Source organism: Pandoraea vervacti (genome assembly GCF_000934605.2).
Classification (GTDB): Bacteria; Pseudomonadota; Gammaproteobacteria; order Burkholderiales; family Burkholderiaceae; genus Pandoraea; species Pandoraea vervacti.
In genome coordinates, this window is sequence record NZ_CP010897.2 from 2,578,558 (window position 1) to 2,594,816 (window position 16,259).

Annotated in this window: 10 protein-coding genes; 6 read left to right on the forward strand and 4 right to left on the reverse strand. The window is 63.1% G+C overall.

Annotated features, from left to right (window positions below; translation table 11 throughout):
* Window positions 1–6: 6 nt before the first annotated feature.
* From UC34_RS11585 to UC34_RS11600, 4 genes are all read right to left on the reverse strand, one after another.
* A complete protein-coding gene (locus UC34_RS11585; protein WP_044455681.1) occupies window positions 7–4,842 on the reverse strand; it encodes a Tc toxin subunit A in 4,836 nt (1,611 codons plus the stop codon).
* A gap of 37 nt (window positions 4,843–4,879) precedes the next feature.
* Window positions 4,880–5,965 carry a hypothetical protein gene (locus tag UC34_RS11590; RefSeq protein WP_044455682.1) on the reverse strand — a complete coding sequence of 362 codons (1,086 nt, stop codon included), beginning with the start codon at window positions 5,963–5,965 and terminating at the stop codon, window positions 4,880–4,882.
* A 15-nt stretch (window positions 5,966–5,980) separates the two neighbouring features.
* A complete protein-coding gene (locus tag UC34_RS11595) occupies window positions 5,981–7,072 on the reverse strand; it encodes a hypothetical protein (protein WP_044455683.1) in 1,092 nt (363 codons plus the stop codon).
* 134 nt (window positions 7,073–7,206) lie between these two features.
* Window positions 7,207–8,295 (reverse strand): hypothetical protein, encoded by a 1,089-nt coding sequence (locus UC34_RS11600; RefSeq protein WP_044455684.1) that lies wholly within the window; start codon window positions 8,293–8,295, stop codon window positions 7,207–7,209.
* A gap of 317 nt (window positions 8,296–8,612) precedes the next feature.
* Here UC34_RS11600 and UC34_RS11605 point away from each other — a divergent pair, with 317 nt between their 5' ends.
* The 6 genes from UC34_RS11605 to UC34_RS11630 all read left to right on the forward strand — a co-directional run bounded on the left by UC34_RS11605 (window position 8,613) and on the right by UC34_RS11630 (window position 16,242).
* Complete coding sequence (locus UC34_RS11605; protein WP_044455685.1) at window positions 8,613–9,413, forward strand: enoyl-CoA hydratase/isomerase family protein; 801 nt, start codon at window positions 8,613–8,615, stop codon at window positions 9,411–9,413.
* A 136-nt stretch (window positions 9,414–9,549) separates the two neighbouring features.
* On the forward strand, window positions 9,550–10,632 hold the full coding sequence (locus tag UC34_RS11610) for an ABC transporter substrate-binding protein (RefSeq protein WP_044455686.1): 1,083 nt from the start codon (window positions 9,550–9,552) through the stop codon (window positions 10,630–10,632).
* 42 nt (window positions 10,633–10,674) lie between these two features.
* Window positions 10,675–11,763 (forward strand): ABC transporter ATP-binding protein, encoded by a 1,089-nt coding sequence (locus tag UC34_RS11615; RefSeq protein WP_044458035.1) that lies wholly within the window; start codon window positions 10,675–10,677, stop codon window positions 11,761–11,763.
* 66 nt (window positions 11,764–11,829) lie between these two features.
* Window positions 11,830–13,581: an ABC transporter permease subunit gene (locus UC34_RS11620; RefSeq protein ID WP_052810992.1), complete on the forward strand. Its 1,752-nt coding sequence runs from the start codon at window positions 11,830–11,832 to the stop codon at window positions 13,579–13,581.
* Between the two features lie 17 nt (window positions 13,582–13,598).
* A complete protein-coding gene (locus UC34_RS11625; RefSeq protein WP_084070551.1) occupies window positions 13,599–15,254 on the forward strand; it encodes an AMP-binding protein in 1,656 nt (551 codons plus the stop codon).
* A 175-nt stretch (window positions 15,255–15,429) separates the two neighbouring features.
* Window positions 15,430–16,242, forward strand: coding sequence for an IclR family transcriptional regulator (locus tag UC34_RS11630; protein WP_044458037.1), 813 nt, complete (start codon window positions 15,430–15,432; stop codon window positions 16,240–16,242).
* Window positions 16,243–16,259 lie beyond the last annotated feature (17 nt).

The window sequence follows — 16,259 nt, forward strand, 5'->3', positions numbered from 1 at the left end:
AGGGGGTCACGCCGCGGATGCCGGGGCGATCCGTACGTTGATCCATCGCACGTGACGGGGATCGACCAACCGTATGCCAATCGCAAAGCGCGCGCTCTCCGACGGCTCGCGCCGACAATCCAGCGTCCACTCCAGGCCGGCCGACGACATCTCGCGGATTTGCATGTAGCTCGGCGTCGCGAGCAGACCTTGACCCGTCGGGTTGGCGCCTTCCCATGTGAGCAGCACGTGTTCGCCCACCAGATGCTCATGCCCCGAGGCGGGCTTGATCCGCAGGACGCCCGTGTCGCCAACGCGCAGCGAGAGCAGGTCGGTGATCTCTGCGCCGTCGAGCGTGATGATCCACGCCGGTGCGGCAACCACGCTTATCGAGAATTCCACGGGCGCCAGGTCGGCGGGGGCGGCCTTGATCGTGTGCGTGCCAGGCACCGCCAGCGAGACCGGCGCGCGGCTGTGTCCGGCCAGATCGGTGAGTGCGGTTGCCGTCTCGTTGCCGGGGAACGTCCATGTCACAGGCAAATCGGAGATCGGCGGCCGCTTGCTGCCGGGATCGCCGCTGCCGGGAAACTGACTGGCTTCGACCCGTACCCCGACGAACGCCAGTCGCTGCGCGTCCTCGATGAATTTCTGATCCTTTGGCGTGATGGGCGTAGCCAGCGGTCCATCGACGATGTCGAACTGCGACTGAACGCTCCTGCCGTGAACGGATGCCGTCACGACGATGGTGCTCACGCCAAGTGCCGACAAGTCGAGCGACGCGAAACCGTTTGCGTCCGATTTCGAAGTGGACGCCGGCTCGCCATCCACGATCCATGAGACCGTCTCGTCCGGCGCTGGGCGACCGGTCAGCGAAAGCACCTGACATCGAACGGTGATGGCCTGATTTGCGAGTAATGGCGTCACCGGGCGGATGCCGTAATCGCCGCTCACGTACGCCTTGTCAACGAACCTGAGGCCGGTGAAGAGGACGTTTGCGGACCCGCTGCCGAAGCGCGCGATCACAGCGACCGTTCCTGTCTCGCGGCTCACCAGCGAGGTTTGTGCGACGCCGTTCCGATCCGTGAAGCTGGAGGTGCGCAGCAAACGGCCCGGCCCGTCCGTGACTTCCCAGCGAATCTCACGACCGATGACCCGATTGTCATGCAGATCGTCGAGATAGACCGACAGCGGCATGATTTCGCGTTCGCCCGCAAGCGCTTCCCCTGGCGGATCCATGTCATGCAGGTTCACCGTCGCCTCGTCGCAATCCACGCGCACGGCCGGCAACGCAATGCGTTGATCCAGACCGAGGGTGGCAAACACGTAGGCCATGCCCATCGTCAGTCCGGGATACAGCGTCAGACGCGCGACGCCGTCGGCGTCGGTCGTGGCCGAGTCGGCATCGATAACGCCGACACCGGACTGTGACCACCGCACCGGTACCCCGGCCAGCGGTTCTCCGCTCAGGTCGCGAATCGTCAGTGCAAACCGCGCTTCGTTGTCGTCTTCCCCGGAGGCGTCGTCCCAGTTGGCCACGAGCAGTTGCTTCGATACGGTGCACGTGCTGGTCGCGCCTTGTCCCACCTCGGGTGTCACCTCGGCGGCGTCTGCACCATGCTCCTCGTCCGAGGCGCTCAGGCATGCGAGTGCATCCTGCACCGCCTGACGGTACTCGGCGGTACCGGAGCCTTCGGCAAGACGACCGAGCCGGTCCAGCGCAATGACGCTGAGCCCAGTGATCTGAGAGAGATGCAGCACACGCAGCAAGCCGGCGAAGTCGCTCAGCCGGCGTACGATGCCGTAGGGGCTGACAATCATGGCGGCGTCGAGCACGTCGCGTGCGCCCACGCCGATCAATGACGCCACATGACCCGCCGCCGCGTCACGCATCAGGCGTGCGTAGCCTTCGTGCGCCTCCAGACCCTCTTCGTCGATGACGCCCGGCGTGTTGACGAGCGCAAGGTACGCGAGGAGGTCCGCCGGCGCGCAATGCCCCCGCTCGACGATGTCCCGATACGTCCTGAGGTAATAGAAGTCGCGCAGCGTTTTGCCGCCGGGCGCGAAGCCGAAGGCATCGCGCTCGCGCGACTCCTCCTGACGGTAATGCTGTGCGTGCTGTGCGAGCATGGCGCCGTCAAGTGAGAAATGCACCACGATCTCGGCTTGCCGTCGCAACTCGCTCAGTTGGTAAAGCATGACTTCCGACGCTTCGAACCGATTGACATCGCGGCTCGCGTGCAGCGAAGCGGGCCAGGTGAGAATGGCGTCGATCTGACGGCGCGCCGTCTGAAGTGTCGGCTCGGGGATGGCCTTCCACGCCCACCCCAGAATCTCGTACACGCTTTGTCCGGCCCAGTCGACAAGCGGTAGCACCAGTTCGCCGGCAATGCCCAGATAGCTGCCGAGATGTTCCTGGACAATGGCGCGTTGTGCGGCCCGGGTACGCACGACGATCGAAATGAGCGTATCGACGATCTGTTCCCTGAGCGGGACTCTGCCGGGGGGGATTCCGTCGGCATCGTCCCCGGAGATCCTCATGCCGACATCGAGGCACTCGTACATCTCTCCCTTGAAAAGGGCCTCCACCGCCGAACGGATGATCGCGGCGGCGCTCGTCTCGAAATCGACGTCCGTGCCAGACACGCCATCGAGCACAATGCCATCGGTATCGACGACTTCCGACAACTGACACAACCAGTCGGGCGTGATTGGCGCGGGAAGGTCTTCATCGGGGTCTTCCGGCGGATCGGACAATTGCAGCGATTCCGGTATGCCGGCCTCGAACAGCACGCTCGGCGTAATGCGCGACGTCGCTAATTGATTCTTGAGGCTGCGAATCAGCGTCTGTTCGGGACCTCCCGCGATTTGCGGCGTCGAAGGCGCACGCAGATGCTGAATCATCCATGCCACGTCGATGCCGTTGTCGCGACACCATCGCACGCACCCTTCGACGGCCACCAGGGCACTGAGAAAATCGGTGTCTCCGAGTGTCGCGATGGCCTGCACACGAGGCGTTCCCGCGAACTGGCTTACCACTGGCGCGCCCGCTTGCCCGAGCGTTTCGAGCAGACCGACGAATACCGTCGGTGAGATCGAAAGGTGGCGTGCAAGGCTGGCAATGCGATAAAAGGCCGAGACCACGTCGAGCGAGCGCGTTAGCGGTCGATCGCCCAGGGTCGCGCAGAGGGTACGCGCGACGTAGATGAACTCGTCGGGACTGAGGCCCAGTGCAACAGCGATGTGCTGCGCCGCCTGCGCACCGGGGTCCTGTCCCATGCGACTACGCCACTCGATCGGTCCACCGTCGAGCACCAGCGGCTTCGAGTGCAGGCGCGGCTCGTTGAACACGCGATCGAACTGCGACGGGCCGTCGCCGCTCAGACTGTACGGAGCAAGCGTGCTCATCCACGCGGCGAAGTCTTCTGCGCCGACGCCGTAGCGCATCTGAAAGTCCTTGAAGACCCCCAGCGCACGAAGGGTGTTCGTGGTGATGGCCGGCGCGCCGGGGGACTGCTGGGCAATGTGCGCCGAAATGATCAGTCGATCCGTTTCGCAATAGCTGAGTTCAAGCCAGCGACTGAGTCGGATGATGCGATGTATCCGGTCGGCACGATTCGGGGTCAGGCCGGTGAAGTAATGCGGGGGATTCACCGGTTCGGTGTCGTCATCCTCTTCATTGATCTGCGGCATGTCCGCTCGTACCGGTCTGCGTGCTGTCTCGGGCGGCGGGAGGGTCTCGATGGCGATAGCGGGCGTCTCTGCGCCGTTCAGATAGACCGCGCCAAATGCCGCTGCGCTCGCGGGCGGCAGACCCGGCACGTTCTCGGAGGGCACCGGCGCGGCGGTCTGAACGGCGAACAACTGCGGCAAGGCGTTGCTTGCCGTATGGGTGCGTGCGCAAAAGATCGACGTATCGATGAGTTCGGTCAGGTGATTCACGCCGAAGGTCTGGAGGTAGAAATCGGTATCGCTTTCGTCTGTGCCGGTGCCGGTGAAGTAGGGCGCCGTGAGCAATTCGCGCCGGTTGGGGCCTAGCGGCAAGCTCAGCAGCATGGCGTCGTCCCCCCAAGTCGATTGCATGCTCTGATCCACGAAATAGTGGTATTTCGGATCCACCCGACGAGCGACTTCGCCCAGTGTGAGTCGCTCGCCTCGCGCGAGCGAGAGAATTTCCCGAATCTGCGTGGCCCAGTGTTCGTACGGCATCGACATTGGATAGCGCACTTGCGACATGGCCATGTCGATGTCCGGCGCGGTATCTTCGCGGCCCGACAACACTTTCAGATAGGCGGAAATGGCGAATTCCAGTACGCGCGTCGAGACCGATAGCGTCGGAATTTCGGCATTGAACGCTTGCTCGTCGAGGATTTCGTCGGCAATGTCCGGACGACGGTCGTCCAGTTTCAAGCGAAAGGGGCTTGGCGCGCCCGATGCTTCCAGCGACCGTGCGCGGCGATACAACATCGTCAGATACGCGACGGGCGAGGTGCGCGCCTCGATGGCGTTCGGTCGTGCCATGGCAGCCCAGTTTTCGTCGAACAGGTTGCCATATTGCGGACCCTTGGCCAGCGCCTCGAAGCCCTGCGCGATGTCGGGCGCCGTCTGCTCGCTGCGGATCAGTTCTTGCTCCCGAAACCGTCGGGCGACGACGACGGCCGCAGCGGCCGCGCGCTGCTGCAGTTGGCGGGCTTCGTCGATATGCAGGTCGGGACGTCGCTCGAGCCATTGCCTTGCCGACAGGCTGCCCAGCGTCACCGCATCGCCTGCTGCCTGCGCTACTTGCTGAGCGGCGTCGGACTGCGTCTTCGTCAACCGCTCGATCAGCGGGCTGGTGTAGACCGATGCTTTTGCTTTGCGACCCATTGAGAACTCCCCGTGGCACAGTCCGACGGCGTATGAATTACGTCCAGCTCAGCAGTACCGCATCGATGAACTTCTCAACGCCATCCACCTCTCGATAGAGATACACGTTAGGTGACCAGGCCCTGCTACTCGTCAGGCGTGCGAGCGCCACTTCGCCGAAGGTGAACGGTAAAATTTCGACGTCCAGCCCGCTGCCGTCGGTCAAACGGTACTTCTCGCCGGGTTGCTGGTTGGCGTACGTCGGCCACTGCAGGTAGATCGGCTCGCCCACGGGGGCGGACTTGACCGGCGCATACAGGAACGGCGCCATCGATTTCTCGATGAGCGGCGGATGGTTGTTTTTGACGTCGATGTCCGGTCCGCCGATGTGATATCGCACGTTCAACGGCGGCATCACATAAGCGTCCATGCTGCCGAGGTCGTAAGCCGTATCGTCCCCACGCAACGTCTCATCGTGTCTGAAGGAGATGCTGCCATCCGACTGCGAGAAGTACATTGGCGCACTGAAGGCAAAGATGACCGAGCCGTCGCGTCGATAGAGCCGAACGGAAACCTGGGTGTCGGGGTCAGTCGGCACGCCTGCGGCGCCGTGCGCGTATCGAGCGGCGATGCCATAGATGCGGACGTGGTTGTGCGCGTAGGCTTCGCCGAGTTCGGGGCGGGCAGGATAGACGACGGCCATGTAAGTGGCTTCGTCCGGATCCGACGGACACCGCATGTAGTAGACCGTGTATTGCTTGGTCGTCGGGCCCCCGGCGATCATGAACCGGGCCGGGGAAAACAACCCGGCATCCTGGCGATACGTCACCGGAAATTCCGCAACGCCATTGGCGTCGGTGAATCGGGGCTCCCCGATCGGCATCCCCATGGCTCCGCTCGTTATCGCGTCGTCCGGCGTAAGGGAAACAATGCTGCAAGGGATACCTTCCATTGGCTCGCCGCCGGGCAGCGCGCGGGCTTCGATCAGGATGCCGCGCACGCCCCCACCAGTCGGTCCGAAGACGAAGGCGCCTTCAGCACCCATACTGGTCTTCGGCATTGGTTTTGCGAAAAGCTCGAACGTGTTCGAACTGCCAGCGTCGGGGCTTCCCTTCGGATTGTTTCCATCGTTTGATGTGCTCATGGCGCGCTCCTGATGTCATTCCCAGCTCAGCAGTACCGCATCGATGAACTTCTCAACGCCATCCACCTCTCGGTAGAGATACACGTTAGGTGACCAGGCCCTGCTACTCGTCAGGCGTGCGAGCGCCACTTCGCCGAAGGTGAACGGCAAAATTTCGACGTCCAGCCCGCTGCCGTCGGTCAAACGGTACTTCTCGCCGGGTTGCTGGTTGGCGTACGTCGGCCACTGCAGATAGATCGGCTCGCCCACGGGGGCGGACTTGACCGGGGCATACAGGAACGGCGCCATCGATTTCTCGATGAGCGGCGGAAAGTTGTTCTTGACGTCGATTCCGGCACCGCCGATGTGATACGACCCGCCAAGCGGCCCGGTCGTACGAACGTCCATGCTGCCGATGTCATGGGTATCTTCAGATCCCGTTATCGTCTCATCCAACCTGAACGACAGCGTGTAGTCCGCCTCAGAAAGAAACGCGTCCGCCAGGATGGACCACATGACGGCGCCGTCAGTTTGATAGAGGCGGACGTTTACCGCGTGTTCGAGATCTGGCAGATCTTCGGCGCCGCGGACGTAACTTCCCGCAATGCCATAGACACGCAAATGAGGGTAGGCGTAAGCCTCGCCGAGTTCCGGGCGGCCGGGGTACATCACCGCGATATACGTGGCCTCATCCGGACTCCCCGCGCATCGCCTGTAGTCGATCTGATATTGCCTGCTGGATGGGCCGCCAGCGACCGTAAATCTGGCAGATGGAAACAACCCGGCATCCCGACGATAGGTCACCGGAAACGCTGCGATTCCATTGGCATCCGTGAATCGGGTCTCGCCGATGGGCATCGTCATGACGCCGCTACTCACCGCGTCGTCCGGATTGAGACTGGAAATGCTGCAAGGAATGCCTTCCATCGGTTCCCCGCCGGGAAGTGCACGCGCTTCGACAAGAATGCCGCGCTCGCCAGCCCCCGTCGGGCCAAAGACGAAGACCGAGTTGTATCTATCGCCGTACATACTGGTCTTCGGCATCGGCCTGGCCACGAGTTCGAAAGTGTTCGACGTGTCGTGGCCGGGGGCGCCCTGGGGGTTGTTCACCTTGTCTGAAGCGTTCATGACATCCTCCAAAACTTGAAATTCTCATCTCGCCAATGCGGGATGCGCTCGCCAAAAAACTGGCCATACTCCGGCCACCGTCGACGCTGGCAACTTTGGTGTCATCGTCGACCCCGGCCGAAACGTCTGTCGGCTTACTCCCAACGCAGCAATACCCGGTCGATCAATGTGCTTTTTCCGTTGACCTCGCGAATCAGATCGATGACAGGTGAAAACGCCTTGTTGCCGATGATGCGAGCCAAGGCGACTTCACCGAACGTGAAGGGGAAAATCTGGACACTCAGGCCATCGCCGCTGCTCAGTCGGTACTCCTCGCCGGGCTGCTTGTTCGCATACGTCGGCCATTGCAAATAGATCGGCTCGCCTACCGGTGCGGACTTGACAGGGGCGTAGAGGAACGGCGCTTGCGAGTTTTCGAGAAGGGGCGGGAAGTCGTTGTTGACGTCAATGCGACGGCCGCCAATGTGATATTCGCCGGCAAGATTCGTGGTCGCCTCGACATTCATGCTGCCGACGTTGTAGGTCTGCTCGATCCCCGTCATCGTTCGGTCGTGTCGGAAGGAAAGCGTCTTCAGAACCTCCGAAAATTCGGCTTTCGCAGCGACATCCCACATCAGTGCCCCGTTCGTCTGAAACAGGCGGGCAGTGACCGTTCCTTCGATGTCGGGCACGCCGCTGGCGGGATGAACGTAACTCCCGGCTATGCCATAGACGCGCAAATGCGGATCGGCGTAAGCCTCGCCGAGTTCCGGGCGGCCCGGGTACCACACCGCCATATAAGTGGCCTCCTCCGGATTCGACGCGCATCGCCTGAAGATGATTCGATAGTTCCTGTACGACGGTCCGCCTGCTACGACGAAGGTTGCAGGCGAAAACAGCCCAAGATCCCGACGGTACGTCACAGGAAATTCGGCGACGCCACTGGCGTCGGTGAATCGGGTCTCGCCAATCGGCAGGGTCATGACGCCGCTTGTCACCGAGTCGGGTGGGGTGAGGCTGATGATGCTGCAAGGGATGCCCTCCATCGGCTGCCCGCCGGGCAGCGCACGCGCCTCGATGAGGATCCCGCGTTCGCCGCCGCCCGTCGGCCCGAAGACGAAAATGGTCGCGCCGGACCCTTCGTCGTACATGCTGGTCTTCGGCATTGGCTTTGCCACGAGCTCGAACGTGTTCGACGTGTCGTTGCCCGAGGCGGCCTCGGATGTGTTGCTCGACGTGCTCATGACGTCCTCCTGCAGGACAGAGAAAGATGCGGCGGATGAAGCGAGACCACGCTACGCCATCGTCTGCGGTTGCCCATACACCCACAACTGTCAACGTTGACAGGTCACCGATCTTCCTCGGCCGCCTCGGCATGCGGTGCAACCGCCTGAGGTAAACCCTGAAGCGATTCGACTTGCGCCATCTTTTTGAAATAACTATATTTCTTTCAAATAACAGTTATTGCACTGAGATAACTGTTTAGCGAAAAATGCGTTGACCGCATTGTCGTCATCTCAATGCACGCGTGATGTCACGCGTCGATGTCCATGGAGTTCAAATGAGCGAGACCGCAAAGCAAACGGAACAGGAAGTGCTCTTCACGCAGGTCGGCAAGGTTGCCGTGATTACGTTGAATCGCCCGCAGGCGCTCAACGCCTGGACCATCGCCATGCGCGAGCTGATCATCGACGCGCTCCAGCGCTTTAACGCCGACGAGAACGTGGCGGCGGTGATCATGACCGGCGCCGGGCGCGCCTTTTCGGCCGGGCAGGATCTGGCCGAAGCGAAGCACTTCGACGGCGACACCGCCATCGAGTGGATCAAGGGCTGGGAGCATTACTACGACGTGATTCGCAGCCTGAAGAAGCCGCTGGTGATGGCGCTCAACGGTACCGCCGCAGGTTCGGCGTTCCAGGTGTCGTTGCTCGGCGATATCCGTGTGGGTCACCCGGGCGTGCGCATGGGCCAGCCGGAAATCAATGCGGGCATCGCCAGCACGACCGGCCCGTGGATCATGAACCACATGCTGGGCCTGTCGCGAACCATCGAGCTCACGCTCACCGGCCGCCTGATGGATGCCGAGGAAAGTCATCGACTCGGCCTGATTCATCATCTCGTGCCGGAAGACAAGGTGTTCGACAAGGCGCTGGAGATTGCGACGGAGCTGGCCGAAAAGCCGCCGGTCGCCATGCGTCTGGACAAGCAGCGCTTCCGCGAAATGACCGAGGGCACGTTCCAGGACGCCATCGAAGCCGGCATGCGCATTCAGCGCGAGTCGTACGAGTCGGGCGAACCGGCGCGCATGATGGCCGCGTTTTTCGCCAAGCGTGCCGCGAAGTCGGAAACGGCCAAGGCGTGACGCGAGCGCGTTTCCCAAAAAAGATCGCTACCGACCGAAGCGAATGAAGTTGCGTCACGCGTTGCGGTGCATCGCCGCGTGACCACCCACACAGGACTTGCGCCGCGCGCACGTCCACTGCACAGCGGAGTTCCTTATGTTTGACTCGCACGACCCGCAAAACCCGTCTCGTCGCCGCCTGCTTCAGATGGCGGGCGCCACTGCACTGGCTGGCGCATTGCCGCTCGCGACCTCGCACACCGCATTCGCCCAGGCCCGGCAACTGATCGTGTCCGATCCGGGCGGTCCGTACACCGTCGCGTATCGTCGCGCGTTCTACGATCCGTTCGAAAAGGCGACCGGCATCAAGGTGGTCAGCGTGGCACGCGATTCGCAGCCGGTGGCGCAGTTCGCGGCCATGGTGCAGACGAAGAACTTCGTGTGGGACGTCACCACGCTCACGCTCTCGGCCGACATTCCGTATCTCGAATCCAAGGGCTTTCTCGAGCCCATCGGCATGAAGGCGGGCGATTTCCCCGGCATCATGCCCGAGGCTGTCACGTCCGACTGGCTGGGGGTCGATGTGTACTCGACGGTTCTGGCGTACCGGACCGACAAGTTCCAGAAGGAAGCGCCGCAAACGTGGGCCGACTTCTGGGACGTCAAGCGCTTTCCCGGTCGTCGCTCGCTGCGCCGCAGCCCGCTCGACACCCTGGAGCAGGCCCTGATGGCCGACGGCGTGCCTATCGACAAGCTGTACCCGCTCGATCTCGACCGTGCGTTCCGGTCGCTCGACAAGATCAAGCCGCACATCAACCTGTGGTGGACGTCGGGCGCACAGGCCATGCAGGCAATCCAGAGCGGCGATGTCGACATGATGTCGACGTGGAACGGACGCGCGCAAGCCGCCATCGACAATAAGGCGCCGGTGAAGATCGTGTGGAATCAGGGGCTGTACTCGATTGAAGGGTGGGGCATTCCGAAGGGCACGCCGCGTGCCGAGTTCGCCCGACAGTTCGTGCGCTTTTGCGGCGATCCGGCGCGTCAGGCGCTCATTACGCAGGATCTGGCTTACGGCCCGACCAACCTCAAGGCCTTCGACGGCATTCCGAAAGAGCGTGCGCCCTTGTTGCCGACCGCCCCCGCCAACCTCAAGGGCATGCGTTTGCCGAGCCCGCAGTGGTGGGCAGACAATCGCGCCAAGGCCACCGAGCGTTTCAACGCGTGGTTGTTGTCGTAAGCGTGGCGAAGACCGGAGCAGCGGAGCAGGATGAGCACGAACATGAGCACCAAACTGGAAACCATCGGTCTCGCCAAGACATATCGCGAGACTCCCGCGCTCCTGCCGACGGATCTGCGCGTCGCGGCAGGGGAATTTCTCACATTGCTCGGGCCGTCCGGCTCGGGCAAGACCACGCTGTTGCAGATGATCTCGGGGTTGGTCGAGCCCAGCGCCGGACAGTTGCTCATCGACGGGCGCGACGCCACGCACGAGGCGCCGGGCAAGCGCGGCATCGGGATGGTGTTCCAGAGCTATGCGCTGTTTCCGCACATGACCGTCTGGGAAAACGTGGCGTATGGCCTGCGTATGCGCAAGCTGCCGCGCGCCGAACTGGCGCCAGCCGTCGACGCCGCGCTGGCCATGGTCAAGATGCAGGCCTTTGCGCAGCGTCTGCCGGCAGAACTCTCGGGCGGTCAGCAGCAGCGTATTGCGCTCGCGCGCTGCTTTGCGTTCCGTCCGTCGATCATTCTGCTCGACGAACCGCTCGGTGCGCTGGACAAGAAGTTGCGTGAGCACATGCAGTTGGAGATACGTCGCCTGCATCAGGAACTGGGCGCGACTTTCATCTATGTGACACACGATCAGGATGAAGCGCTCACATTGTCCGACCGGATCTGCCTGATGAATCAGGCGCGCATCGAACAGATCGGGACGCCGACGCAATTGTATGACCGTCCGGCCACGCGCTTCGCAGCCGATTTTCTCGGACATTCGAATTTGCTCGATGGCATCGTCGAGCGTCTGTCCGACGGGCGCGTGGCGCTACGGGTGGGCGCGCGCCTCGTGCCTATCGGCCCCAGCCCCGATCTGCCGGCCGCGGGCAATGCCAGCCTGCTGGTCCGGCCGGAGGCGGCGCGTCTGACGTCGCCGGAGGAGGGCGCCCTCGCGGGTACGATTCGCGAAGTCGTGTTTCTCGGCGCCGACACGCGCGCCATCGTGTCGCTGGGGCAGGGGGGCGATGCCCAGAGCGTGGCGGGGGGCGACGCCGCGGACTTCACCGTGCGATGCCCTCGCGAGCTGACGCCTCGCGTGGGTGATCGGGTGGGACTGGCCTGGGATCACGCACGCGCCACGCTACTGACACGCTAAGTCGCTTAGCTGCCATTCGGGGCGTTCGCGTGAACGCCCCGGTCATCCGCTTCAGGAGTATTTGCCATGTGGCTTGTTCAACGCCTGCCTCAGGCGGGGCCTCGTATTGCCTGGCCGAAGCATCTGGCCCGCTGGCTGCCGGCCTTGCCCGCGTTGCTGTTCCTTGCCGTGTTCTTCATCGTGCCGGTCGTCGAGATTCTGCAGGGCGGCCTCTACGACGCCGACGGCGTGTTGTCGGTCGCGCAGTTTGCGCGCATGACGCATTCCGCCGTCTATATCAAGGTGCTCGGCTCGACCTTCTGGATCGCTTTCCTGACGGCCGCGCTCTCCGTGTTGCTCGGCTATCCGGTCGCGTATCTGCTGGCCCGCCTCCCGGCGCGTTCGCGCGAGCGCTGGCTGCTGTGGATCGTGTTGCCGTTCTGGACGAGCTATCTGGTCAAGACGTACGCCTGGATGCTGTTGCTCTCGAAGACGGGGTTGCTCACGACGCTGGCGACGCATCTGGGACTGATCGATGGCGCGGGCACGCTGGCGCCTTCCATGGCCGGGGTGCTGATCGGCATGGTGCACGCGATGTTGCCGCTGGCCGTGATGACGATGCTGCCGATCATGCGCGGCATCAACATGCAACTCGTGCAGGCCGCGCAGACACTCGGCGCGGACCGCGCAACAGGATTTTTCACGGTCTTTCTGCCGCTCTCGAGCGCCGGGGCCGCGGCAGCGGGTTTGCTCGTGTTCATCACGAGTCTGGGATTCTTCATCGTTCCGGCATTGCTGGGGTCGCCGCGCGAGTCGATGGTGGCGCAACTGGTCATCACGTCCGTGCTGGAACTGTTCGATCTGCGCTTCGCCGGAGCACTCTCGACGGTCTTGCTGCTGTGTTCCATCGTCGTGTTCTTTGTCTACGACCGTGTGGTGGGGTTGTCGTCGCTGGCGGGCGAAGCGCCGCAGCGGCGCGCCGGTTCGGGCGGGCGCATGCTGCCCCTGCTCATCGCCGTGGGACGCCTCGCCGGCAAGTTCTCGTTCTCCGGCGGCCGTGAGCGCGCCGAGGGCGGCGTCGGACTGAAGGCTTATACGTGGGCGGTCGTGCTCGCGCTGGTGCTGCCGATTGCATTCGTTGTGCCGCTCGCGTTCACCAGACAGTCGTTCGTGTCGTTCCCGCCGGAGTTGTTCACCGTCAAATGGTTCGTGGCGTTTCTCGAATCCAGTGTGTGGCAAGCCGCGTTGCTTCGCTCGCTCGGTGTGGGGTTCGCTACGGCGGCACTGGCGCTGGTGCTCGGCTTTGGCGCAAGTCTGGCGCTGGTTCGGTTGCCATCGCGCTGGCGCAAGCCGCTGTTTGCGGTGTTCATTGCGCCGCTCATCGTGCCGCGCATCGTGGTCGCCGTCGGGTTGCTTTATCTGTTCGCCCGTTGGGAACTGGCGGGCACCAATGCGGGACTTGTCATCGGTCACACCGTGCTGGCGATTCCCTATGTGGTGGTGACCCTGTCGGCGAGCTTCAAGCGCTTCGACTGGCGGCTCGACGATGCGGCCAAGATGCTCGGCGCCTCCGCCTTCACCCGCGTGCGCACCGTGCTGTTGCCTTTGCTGGCGGCAAGCCTCGGTTCGGCATTCCTGTTTGCGTTCATTGTGTCGTTCGACGACCTGACCATCGCCATCTTCGTCTCCGGCGGCATCAACACGACGCTGCCCAAGCAGATGTGGGACGACATTCAACTGGCCGTCACGCCGACGCTCGCTGCTGTCGCCACGTCGCTGGTGTTCCTGATGGTGTTCGTCGTCTGGCTGTCTTCCATCTTCAAACGCAAGAGCTACTGATATCTCCGGATTCCCGTATGTCCATGTCTAACGTTGCCCGAGTTGCGCCGGTGAATGCGCAGACGCACTGCCCTGCGCAACAGGCTTCGCAGTCTCCGTCACATCCTTACACGCGGTATTTTCCTCAGCGCGCCGAGGGCGACCGGCTCGATGTCGTCCCGTTGCTCATGGCCGGGCTTCACGGCGGATCGACGCAGCCGGTCGTGGTTTTCGAGGGCGAGGCCATCGATCGGGCACAGATGGCCGCGCGCGTCGGGGCCATGCAGGCGTGGCTCGCTGCGCAGGGGCTGATGCCTGGCGATCGTGTGGCCGTCATGCTGGGGAATAGCGCAGCGCAGATTGCGCTCATCTACGCATTGATGCTGTCCGGCCTCGTCTGGGTGCCGGTCAACACGCGCCTGAAGGGCGACGGCATCGAGTATCTGCTCGGCCACGCCAAGCCGAAGCTGCTGATTGCCGAGCCGGCGTTTGCGCAGGTGATCGATGCCGGCGTCGCGCTCGCGGCCGAACAGGCGGGACACCATGGTCCGAGCGTCCTGCGTCTGTGGCTGTCCGATGTCATGACGCAAGCGCAGGCGCATGCGGGCAAGCCGCCAGTCGCCGCGAACGTGACGCCGGCCTCGGTGCTGTGCATCATCTACACGTCGGGCACGACCGGCGCGCCGAAGGGGGTGCTGTTCACGCATCGCATGATGCGCATTGCGAGCGAGGCAGCATTGCGCGTGGCGGATGCAGGCAGTGGCGATCGGTTGTTCCTGTGGGAACCGCTGTGCCATATCGGCGGCGCGCAGATGCTGTTGCTGCCATTTCTCGTCGATGTCGAAATGCATGTCGTGGAGCGCTTCTCCGCCAGCCGCTTCTGGCAGCAGTGCGAGCAGGCGCAGGCAACGCATCTGCATTACCTCGGCGGCATTCTGGACATTCTCATGCAGTTGCCGCGAGACGCGCAGCCGGCCACCAACTCGTTGCGTGTCGCTTGGGGGGCGGGGGTGTCGGCAAGCGCATGGCAGGCGACGCGCGAGCGTCTGGGGTGTGCATTGCGCGAATGCTACGGCATGACGGAGTGTTCGAGCTTTGCCACGTTGAACGACGCCGATCAGCCGGGTTCGATCGGTCACGCGCTGCCCTGGCTGACTCTGGAATTGCTCGACGACGAGGGACGTGCGGTCGCGGACGGCGAGCCGGGCGAAATCGTGCTGTCGAGCGAGGTGGAAGGGGTCTTCCTGCCGGGCTACCTCGATAATCCCGAGGCCACCGCCAAAGCGTTGCGCGACGGCAAACTCTATACCGGCGACAGCGCACGGCGCGCAGCCGACGGCAGCCTCGTCTTCATTGGTCGCCGCACCGACAGCATGCGCGTCCGGGGCGAGAACGTGTCTGCCTGGGAGATCGAGCGCGTTTTCGCCCGGCATCCGTCGATCGCGGCGTGTGCCGCGATTGGCGTGGCGAGCGACGTCGGCGAACAGGACATTCTGTTGTACGTGCAGTTCCGCGACAAGGCGATCGATTGGCCAACGCTGTCGCAATGGGCGTCGGAGCGACTCGCCAGCTATCAGCGGCCACGCTACTATCGCGAGACGGCGCAGTTCGAGACGACGCCGTCCGAGCGTATCCGCAAGCACCTGTTGTCTCGCGACACGGCGCTCGCGTGGGAGTCCGGCTCCGCAAGGTGAGTAAAGTGAGGTTGCGTGGTGGCCAAGCGCTTATCGCATGTAAATAGAGTGTTATTTTCATGAGATAATCCGGGAAAATCAGTCCGACATTCAACGACCTGTGGCCACCACCAAAACTCCACGCACGCGCGCCAAAGCAGCCAAAGCGGCCAAAACAACCAAAGCTGCCGAGGCGATCGACACGCAAGCGGACACGACGACGGCGTCGAGCGCGCCCACCGAATCTACGCTCTACGTCAACTCGGTCGAAAAGGCGATGAAAGTGCTGACGGCGTTTGACGGTTCGAAGCGGCATCTGTCGCTCTCCGAAATCGCTGCGGCCACCGGCTTCGACATCAGCGCCGCGCAGCGCTTCACGTTCACGCTCTCGGCGTTGGGTTATCTGCTCAAGGATTCGCAGAGCAAAAAGTACGAACTGTCGCCGAAGCTGCTCGACTTTACCTATCACTATCTCGTCTCCAACGAACTCGTCAGCCGGGCTGCGCCATACCTTCAACAACTGGCCGCAGAGACCGAAGAAGCCACGAACCTGACCGTGCGCCTCGATACGGACATTGTCTTTGTGCTGCGCATCGTGAGCCGGAGCGTGTTCAATGCGAACGTTATCGTCGGCTCGCGCCTGCCGGCGTATTGCACCGCGCCGGGGCTGGCCATGCTCGCGACGCTCGACGACGCCGAGATCGACGACATCCTCGCGCGCACCCATCTCGTCCAGTTCACCCCGGCGACCGTGGCGCAACCGCGCAAGATCAAGGAGCGACTCGCCCGTATACGCAAGCAGGGCTACGCGCACACCGAAGACGAGTACTTCATGGGCGACATTTCCACGGCAGCAGCGGTCGTCAATCAGGACGGCAGGGCCATTGGCGCGATCAACATTGCCGTGCCGCGCGTGCGCTGGAATGCCGGGCGCGACGAGCGGCGCTTTGCCGACCTCGTGATCCAGACCGCCGGCGCGTTGTCCGCGCGGCGCCGTCAGGAAATGTGACGACAGCAGCCGAAAGG

What these genes read in the sequence shown, in the direction of transcription:
- UC34_RS11585 (WP_044455681.1), bottom strand. Translation starts at nt 4,842, where the DNA reads ATGGGTCGCAAAGCAAAAGCATCGGTCTACACCAGCCCGCTGATCGAG.
- UC34_RS11615 (WP_044458035.1), top strand. Translation starts at nt 10,675, where the DNA reads ATGAGCACCAAACTGGAAACCATCGGTCTCGCCAAGACATATCGCGAG.
- UC34_RS11620 (WP_052810992.1), top strand. Translation starts at nt 11,830, where the DNA reads ATGTGGCTTGTTCAACGCCTGCCTCAGGCGGGGCCTCGTATTGCCTGG.
- UC34_RS11605 (WP_044455685.1), top strand. Translation starts at nt 8,613, where the DNA reads ATGAGCGAGACCGCAAAGCAAACGGAACAGGAAGTGCTCTTCACGCAG.
- UC34_RS11595 (WP_044455683.1), bottom strand. Translation starts at nt 7,072, where the DNA reads ATGAACGCTTCAGACAAGGTGAACAACCCCCAGGGCGCCCCCGGCCAC.
- UC34_RS11610 (WP_044455686.1), top strand. Translation starts at nt 9,550, where the DNA reads ATGTTTGACTCGCACGACCCGCAAAACCCGTCTCGTCGCCGCCTGCTT.
- UC34_RS11600 (WP_044455684.1), bottom strand. Translation starts at nt 8,295, where the DNA reads ATGAGCACGTCGAGCAACACATCCGAGGCCGCCTCGGGCAACGACACG.
- UC34_RS11625 (WP_084070551.1), top strand. Translation starts at nt 13,599, where the DNA reads ATGTCCATGTCTAACGTTGCCCGAGTTGCGCCGGTGAATGCGCAGACG.
- UC34_RS11590 (WP_044455682.1), bottom strand. Translation starts at nt 5,965, where the DNA reads ATGAGCACATCAAACGATGGAAACAATCCGAAGGGAAGCCCCGACGCT.